Origin of the sequence: Streptomyces sp. URMC 124 (assembly GCF_051386455.1) — a bacterium.
Classification (GTDB): domain Bacteria; phylum Actinomycetota; class Actinomycetes; order Streptomycetales; family Streptomycetaceae; genus Streptomyces.
This window is the reverse complement of the sequence record NZ_JBPQTS010000236.1, coordinates 1-7,464: the sequence shown is the minus strand read 5'-3', so window position 1 is coordinate 7,464 and position 7,464 is coordinate 1. Positions and strand designations below refer to the sequence as shown.

Annotated in this window: 7 protein-coding genes; 6 read left to right on the top strand and 1 reads right to left on the bottom strand. The window is 75.9% G+C overall.

Features of this window, described 5'->3' with window-relative positions; all coding sequences use genetic code 11:
• Window positions 1–366: 366 nt before the first annotated feature.
• Window positions 367–798 (top strand): MarR family winged helix-turn-helix transcriptional regulator, encoded by a 432-nt coding sequence (locus ACSNOG_RS30975; RefSeq protein WP_436756024.1) that lies wholly within the window; start codon window positions 367–369, stop codon window positions 796–798.
• 72 nt (window positions 799–870) lie between these two features.
• Here ACSNOG_RS30975 and ACSNOG_RS30970 read toward each other — a convergent pair whose 3' ends face one another.
• Window positions 871–1,635 carry a hypothetical protein gene (locus ACSNOG_RS30970; protein ID WP_436756022.1) on the bottom strand — a complete coding sequence of 255 codons (765 nt, stop codon included), beginning with the start codon at window positions 1,633–1,635 and terminating at the stop codon, window positions 871–873.
• A 248-nt stretch (window positions 1,636–1,883) separates the two neighbouring features.
• Between ACSNOG_RS30970 and ACSNOG_RS30965 the strand changes: the two genes are divergently transcribed.
• From ACSNOG_RS30965 to ACSNOG_RS30945, 5 genes are all read left to right on the top strand, one after another.
• On the top strand, window positions 1,884–4,544 hold the full coding sequence (locus ACSNOG_RS30965; RefSeq protein WP_436756021.1) for a nitrate- and nitrite sensing domain-containing protein: 2,661 nt from the start codon (window positions 1,884–1,886) through the stop codon (window positions 4,542–4,544).
• Window positions 4,541–5,050: a roadblock/LC7 domain-containing protein gene (locus ACSNOG_RS30960; protein ID WP_436756020.1), complete on the top strand. Its 510-nt coding sequence runs from the start codon at window positions 4,541–4,543 to the stop codon at window positions 5,048–5,050. Before ACSNOG_RS30965 ends, ACSNOG_RS30960 begins: the two co-directional genes overlap by 4 nt.
• The gene (locus tag ACSNOG_RS30955) at window positions 5,047–5,442 is read left to right on the top strand and encodes a DUF742 domain-containing protein (RefSeq protein WP_436756019.1); all 396 of its coding nucleotides are present in this window, start codon (window positions 5,047–5,049) and stop codon (window positions 5,440–5,442) included. Before ACSNOG_RS30960 ends, ACSNOG_RS30955 begins: the two co-directional genes overlap by 4 nt.
• 115 nt (window positions 5,443–5,557) lie before the next feature.
• The gene (locus ACSNOG_RS30950) at window positions 5,558–6,160 is read left to right on the top strand and encodes a GTP-binding protein (RefSeq protein ID WP_436756023.1); all 603 of its coding nucleotides are present in this window, start codon (window positions 5,558–5,560) and stop codon (window positions 6,158–6,160) included.
• Window positions 6,161–6,169: 9 nt separating this feature from the next.
• Window positions 6,170–7,464 (top strand): styrene monooxygenase/indole monooxygenase family protein (locus ACSNOG_RS30945; RefSeq protein WP_436756018.1); only part of this gene is annotated, 1,295 nt, incomplete at its 3' end.

Sequence of the window (7,464 nt, the reverse complement as noted above, 5' to 3'; positions counted from 1 at the left end):
GGAGCGGGGGGAGCGGGCGCGTAACCGCGTGGGGGATCTGCGGGCCGTGCGGCCGGATCTGCATCTGAACGCGACCATGGCGTGCCTTCCAGAAGGGTCCGTGGGGGGAGTACCAATGACGCGTCGGCAACGCGAGACATTGGTGTGGCCATGTCATAAATGACGTTATGGGGACGGACGCGCCAGGCATAGGGGGACGCGGTGGTGCCGTTGGTCTAATCCTGCGAAATACTGGCGGAGCTGCGGTGAAGACCGCGAACGGGAAAAACTTTCAACAACCGGAAAGCCGGAGAGGGTCCTGACGTGCACCAGACGACTACCCCGTCCCCCGAGGAGGGCGGGCCGGGCGCCGCGGACGGCAGAGGTATGGACCGGGCCTACCTCTCCCTGGAACGCGAGCTGGCCGTCTTCCTGCGCCGGGCCCGGGCGTCGTCCGGTGAGATGGCCCGCGCGGTCCACCCCGAGCTGGAGGCGGCGGCCTACGGCCTCCTCGTCCGCCTGGAGGACGCGGGGCAGCAGCGCGCCACGGACCTCGCGGCGTACTTCGGCGTCGGCAAGGCCACGATGAGCCGTCAGCTGCGCGCCCTGTGCGAGCTCGGCCTCGTCACCCGCGAACCGGACCCGGCCGACGGCCGCGCCTCCCTGGTCCGCATCACGGAGGAGGGCCGCGCCCGCTTCACGCGCGTCCGCGACGCCCGCCGCGCGCAGTACGTGCGCAAGCTGGCGAACTGGGACCGCGGAGAGGTGGCCGAACTGGCCCGGCTGCTGCACCAGCTGAACGCGAGCGCCGAACAGTAGAGGGCCGGACCGGGCCGGACCGGACCGTGGAGCCCGGTGAGCGGGTCAGCCGGCCCACCGGTCTCCGGCAGGTCACGGCTCCACGTACACGGCCGCCGCGTCGTCGTGCCGCTTGCCGGGCCGCTCGCCCCGCGGACTCTCCTCCGCGGCGCGCACGCGGTCGATCAGGGCCTGCGGGCCTTCCTTCGCCAGGACGGCGAGGCAGTCCGCCCAGTTCCCCTCCCGGAACACCTCCACCCACCGGGCCGCCCCGTCCGTGAGCGCGGCCAGCGCCCGTACCTCGGCCCGCGCGAGCGAGCCCGTGACCGCCCGCGCGGCCACGCCCGGGTCCGCCGCGGCCGTGAAGAAGCCGCCCTCCGCGTTGCGCGCGGCGTCCGTCACCGGCCCCAGCGCCCGCAGCCGTTCGATGCGGTCGTCCAGGACGGCGGTCACGGCACCGCCGGGCGACTCGACGAGCAGCGCCGAGTCGGAGAGCACGAGGTACTCCACGCGCGCGTCGTCCCACCGCACCACGACCGTCGTGGCCTGCGGGGTGCGCCGGTGCGACAGGTCGCAGGTCCCGCGATGGGCCTGCGCCGTACGGGAGATGGCGGCGGACAGGCAGGCGGGCAGCGTCAGCTCCCGCTCGGACACGGTCAGTTCGAGGAGGGCGCCGCCCAGGCGGGCCGTGAACCACGGGACTCCGTGCACGCATCCGGTCCCGCCGGAGGGCGGCGGCGTCACCCCGTCGAGCAGCACCAGCGCACCGCCCTTACCGGAGGCGGGCAGGGCGACGGAGACGAAGTCCTCGTTCGGGTGTCGGAGATCCCCCGGCCGGGTGGCGAGTTCGATGCGCATGGGGCCAGTGTGCCGGATGCCGGAAATCGACGGAGGCGCGTGCGCATCCTGTCGGCGACCTCCGCGTTGCTTCAAGTGACGTGCTGACCTGGCACGTGTGCGATGAGTGAAGCAAGCCGATTGTCAATCTCTCATGGGGATTCACTCCTTCGAGTGGCCGGGCGGTCGATGGGCACCCCCGCCCCGCAGAGGTGCTGAAAGGGTCAAATCAGTACCAGGGGTGGGACGAGAAAAGATGGTGAGCACCGGTGCGGAAGAAGCGGCTTGGGGGCGGCGGCGGGCGGAAGCCGCGGGCCACGGCGGTGCCGGAGCGCACCGCCCGCGTACGTAACCGACTGGCCGTCTCCGTCGCGGTCATCGCTCTCGCCGTGCTCGGCGCGAGCGCCTTCGGCGTCCGCGAGGCCTGGCGCGACCTCACCGAGGCCCGCCGCCTCACCGCCCTCGCCGCCGCCGACGAGTCGGCGCTCGCCCTCGCACACTCCCTGGCCGACGAGCGCGACGCCATGGTGCAGTACGTGGCGGGCGGGCGCGCCGACTCCACCGGCGCGGGCCTGACCGACCGCCAACGGGTCGCCCTGGACCGGCAGATCGAGCAGTTCCGGCCCGAGGCGCCCGCTCCGGTCCGCGAGCTCCTCGACGCCCTCCCGCGCACCCGCCGCGAGGCCTACTCCGGCAAGGGCGACGCCCTGGCCGCCTTCCACGCCTACACCCCCGCCGTGCAGGCCCTCCACGGCCTCGCGGACACCCTCGACCGGCAGGCCGGCGGCGGTGACGCCGCCGCGCTGCCGCCGCTCGCCCGCGCCGCCGAGGCCGCCTCGGCGTGCCGCGGCCTGCTCCTGGGCGCCCTGGCCGCCCAGGGGCGCAAACCCGAGCTGGCCGCCGCGGCCCAGCGCGCCGACACCCGCACCCAGGTCGCCCTGGCCGACTTCACCCGCCTCGCCCCGGCCGCCGCCCGCGACGCCTACGCGGAGGCCGTCACCGGCCCCGAGATCAGCGCGGCCCAGGGCCACATCGCCCGCCTCGCCAGGAGCCAGGCGACCACGGAGCTCGCCACCCAGCCCGCCGAGCCCGTCCGCACGGCCCTCACCACCCGCCTCCAGCGCATGCGCGCCGTCGAGACCGCCCTCGCCGAGGGCGAGGCGCCCCGCCTGGAGGCCCTGCGCCACGAGGCCATGACCGAGCTGGAGCGGCGGGTGCTGGCCGCCGGGCTGTGCCTGCTCACCGCCCTGTTCACCGGCATCTGGTCCACCCGCTCGGTCACCCGCCCGCTGGCCGCCGTGCGGCTGGGCGCCCGGCGCGTGAGCGCCGACCCGGTGACGGAGGAGCCCGTCGCCTTCAAGGGCCGCGACGACGAATTCGCCGAGACCGCCCGCTCCGTGAACCACCTCCAGGGCAAGTTCCGCCGCCAGCAGGGCCGTATCGCCGCCCTCGAAGGCGAGCGCACCCGCCTGATCGCCGCCCGCCAGGACGCCGCCGACGAGCGCGACTCCCTGCGCGCCGAGCAGCAGCGGCTGACCGAGCGGCTCGCGGCCCTCCCCGCCGAGCAGCCCGGCGGCCGGGCGGGCGAGACGGGCATCCTCGTCGGCCTCTCCCTGCGCACCCTCGGCCTGGTCGAGCGCCAACTGGCCGTCATCGAGGGCATGGAAGCCCACGAGGCCGACCCCGAGCGCCTCGAACTCCTCTTCAAGCTCGACCACCTCGCCACCCGCATGCGGCGCAACAGCGAGAACCTGCTCGTCCTCGCCGGCGCCGAGAGCGGCACCGGCCGCGCGGGCCCCGTCCCCCTGCTCGACGTCCTGCGGGCGGCCGTCGGCGAGACCGAGCGCTACCAGCGCGTGCGCATCCAGTCCCTGCCGCCGCACGCCCGCCTCGCCGGCTTCGCCTCCGAGGACGTGAGCCACCTCGTCGCCGAACTGCTGGAGAACGCCACCGCGTTCTCCCCGCCCGACTCCCAGGTGCAGGTCTCCGCCTGGCACCTGGAGGGCGGCGAGATCGTCCTCTGCGTCCAGGACGAGGGCATCGGCATGCCCCCCGAGCGGCTCGCCGAGGTCAACGCCCTTTTGGCCGACCCCGACCCCGCCTGCCCCCCGCTGCCGGTGGCCGACCACGCCGGCCGGGCCGACGGGGGTGCGAGCCGCTCCGCGCGCGCGGCGCAGTCCCCGCTCGGCCTGGGCCTCTACGTCGTCACCCGGCTCGCCCTGCGGCACGGCGTGCGCGTCCAGCTGCGCGAGCAGGCCACCGGCGGGATCGCCGCGGTCGTGGTGCTGCCCGTGAGCCTGCTGCCCGCCGGCCCCCCGGCCGTCACCGGCCTGGGCGACACCCCGCCCGTCCCGGGTGCCGCGGCCGTCCCGCAGGTCCACCTCCCCGGCTCCATCGCCGAGGCCAACTCCCACACGCTGCGCGGCCGCCCCCAGCACGCCCACCGGCCGCCCGGCGCCCACGCGGCGCCCGTGCCCGTCCATCCGGCGGACCCGCCCGCGGCGCCCGGCGGCCTCGCGGACCCCGGGGAGGCCGCGGACTCCACGATGCAGCTGACCGGTCTCACGCAGGGACCGCCGCCCGGACCCTCGCCCGCGCCTCCACCGGTCCCTGCATCGACGGGGCGCCACGCCCGCCCGGCCGCGCCCCCCGAGGGCGCGCCCCCGTCGCCCGGCGGCCCCGGCACCGGACTTCCCAACGGCACCGCGCTGCCCAAGCGCACCCCCAAGGTCGTCGCCCAGCGCCCCGTCCCCCAGCGGGTGCGCCAGGGCGTGGACGCGGAGGCCCTGCGGCGCAAGCTGGCCGGCTTCCAGCGCGGCGCGGCCGACGGACGGCGGGACGCCCAGGCCGAGCTGGCCGGGCGCGAGACACAACGGAATCAAGCGGGCCCGCCGGACGCCGGCGGCACTCCCGAGGAGGCACGCGGTTGACTGCATTCCCCCGGGGGGCGACCCCCGTATCCCCTGCCGGCCCCGTCGCCTACGGACTGAGCCACGAAGCCCGCAACCTGCACTGGCTGCTGACCAACCTGGTGGAGGAGGTGCCGGGGGTGCGGTCCGTCGCGGTCGTCTCCTCCGACGGCCTGCTCCTGCTCTCCTCCGATCCGCGCATGGCCCACCGCGGCGAGAGACCGGAGGGCCCGCGCGGCTCCACCGCCGACCTCGCCACCATCGTCGCGGGCCTGGGCAGCCTGACGACCGGCGCCGCGTGCCTGATGGACGGCGGCTTCGTCAAGCAGACCATGGTCGCGATGGACGAGGGCAGCCTGTTCGTGATGACCATCAGCGACGGCTCGCTGCTGGGCGTCCACGCCGAACCCGACTGCGACATGGGCGTCGTCGCCTACCACATGGCCCTGTTCGTCGGCCGGGCCGGGCACGTCCTCACGCCCGAACTCCGCAGGGAGCTGCGGCAGTCGGTGGAGGCCGTCGGATGACGGACGCCTCCGCCGCCTGCGGCAAGCCGGCGCGCGTCCGCCCCTACTCGCTCACCGGCGGGCGGCCCCGCCGGTGCCGCCTGCTGCTCGTGGAGACCTTCGTGGCGGCGCTCGACGCCCCCGCGGACCCCGCGGGCAGCGGGCCGGAAGGCGACGCCGGCCCGGGCGCCCGCGTGCCGCCCGAAGCCCGCGCCATCCTGGACCTCTGCCACCGGCTGCGGTCGGTCGCGGAGATCGCCGCCCTGCTGCGGATGCCGCTCGGTGCGGTCCGGGTCCTCCTGCTCGAACTGGCCGAGCAGGGCCGGGTGCGCGTCTTCGACACCGCGCACGGCACGTCCCGGCCCGACCGCGCGCTGCTGGAGAGGGTGCGGGGTGCGCTCCACCGACTGTGAAGAACGCCCGGAACCCGGGCGCCCGGAAACCCTGCGCCCGGAAACCCCGCGTCCGGAAGCCCGGCGCCCGGAGCTCTGCCCTCCGGCCGCCGGCCCCGCGCCCCGCGCGGTCACGATCGGCGCCGTCGCCGCCGACGACGCGCCGCGCGCCTGGCAGACCGACCGCACCCGCGCGCCCCTCGCCACGAAGATCGTCGTGGCGGGCGGCTTCGGCGTCGGCAAGACCACCTTCGTCGGCTCCGTCTCCGAGATCACCCCGCTGCGCACCGAGGCGGTCATGACGGCCGCGGCGGCCGCCGTCGACGACGTCCGCGCCACCCCCGCCAAGCGGACCACCACCGTCGCCATGGACTTCGGGCGCCTCACGCTCGACGCCGACCTCGTGCTCTACCTCTTCGGCACACCCGGCCAGAAACGATTCTGGTTCATGTGGGACGACCTGGTGCGCGGCGCGATCGGCGCCGTCGTCCTCGCCGACACCCGCCGCCTCGCCGAGTCCTTCGCCGCCCTCGACTACTTCGAGACCGCCGGACTGCCCTACGTCGTCGCGGTCAACCACTTCGAGGGCACCGACCGCCATCCCCCCGAGGCCGTGCGCGAGGCGCTCGCGCTGCCGCCGCCCGTGCCGGTGATGACCATGGACGCCCGCAAGCGGATCACCGTCGTCGACACCCTGCTGGCCCTGGTCGGGCGGGCGCTCCAGACCCTGCCCGAGTGAGGAGCGAGCGTGCGACGGATCCTCATCGCCGGGGCCGGCCAGTCCGGCCTCCAACTGGCCCTCGGCCTTCAGCTCCACGGCTACGACGTCACGCTGATGTCCAACCGCACCTCCGAAGAGATACGTTCCGGCCGGGTGACGTCCACCCAGTGCATGTTCGCCACCGCCCTGCGCCACGAGCACGAGCTCGGGCTCGGCTTCTGGGCGGCCGCCGCGCCGCGCATCAAGGGCGTCGGGGTCTCCGTCGCCGAGCCGGCCCCGGGCGGGCACCGGCGCGCCGTCGACTGGCTCGGCCGGCTCGACGGCTGCGCCCAGTCCGTGGACCAGCGGCTGAAGATGGCCGGCTGGCTGGACACCTTCGCCGAGCGCGGCGGCCGGCTGGTCGTGCACGCCGCCGCCGTCTCCGACCTGGACGCCCTCGCGGGCCGCTACGACCTGGTGCTCGTGGCCACCGGCAAGGGCGAGCTCGCGGAGCTCTTCGACCGCGACCCCGCCCGCTCCCCGCACACCGTCCCGCAGCGGGCCCTCGCCGTCGCCTACGTGCACGGGCTCGGGCCGCGGCCCGAGCACCCGGCCACCGAGGCGGTGCGCTGCAACCTGGTCCCGGGCGCGGGGGAGCTGTTCGTCCTGCCGACCCTGACGGTCTCCGGGCGCGCCGACGTCCTGTTCTGGGAGGCCGTCCCGGACGGTCCGCTGGACGTCTTCCAGGACCAGCCCGGCCCGGCCGAGCACCTGGCGCGGACCCTGGAGCTGATGGAGCACTACGCCCCCTGGGAGTACGCCCGCGCGACCCGCGTCGAGCTCACGGACGCCCACGCCACCCTCGCCGGCCGCTACACCCCGGCCGTGCGCGACCCCGTCGGCCGGCTGCCGTCGGGCGGCCTCGTCCTCGGCGCCGGTGACGCGGTGGTCGCCGACGACCCCGTCACCGGGCAGGGCGCCAACTCCGCCGCCAAGTGCGCCGCCGCCTACCTCGCGGCGATCGTGCGGCACGGCGAGCGGCCGTTCGACGAGGCGTGGATGCGCACGGCCTTCGAGGGCCACTGGGCCACGGCCCGGCACGCCACCGCCTGGACCCACGCGATGCTCGCGCCGTGGCAGCCCGCGCACGTACGGGAGCTGCTGGCGGCCGCGGACGGCCTCCAGCCGGTCGCCGACCGCATCGCCAACGGCTTCGACGCCCCGGCGGACTTCGCGGACTACTTCTACGATCCGGAGCGGGCGGCGGCCTACGTGGCGGAGACGGAGAAGGCGGCGGAGGCGGTCCGTACGGGGGCGGAGGCGGTGCGTACGGAGGCGGAGGG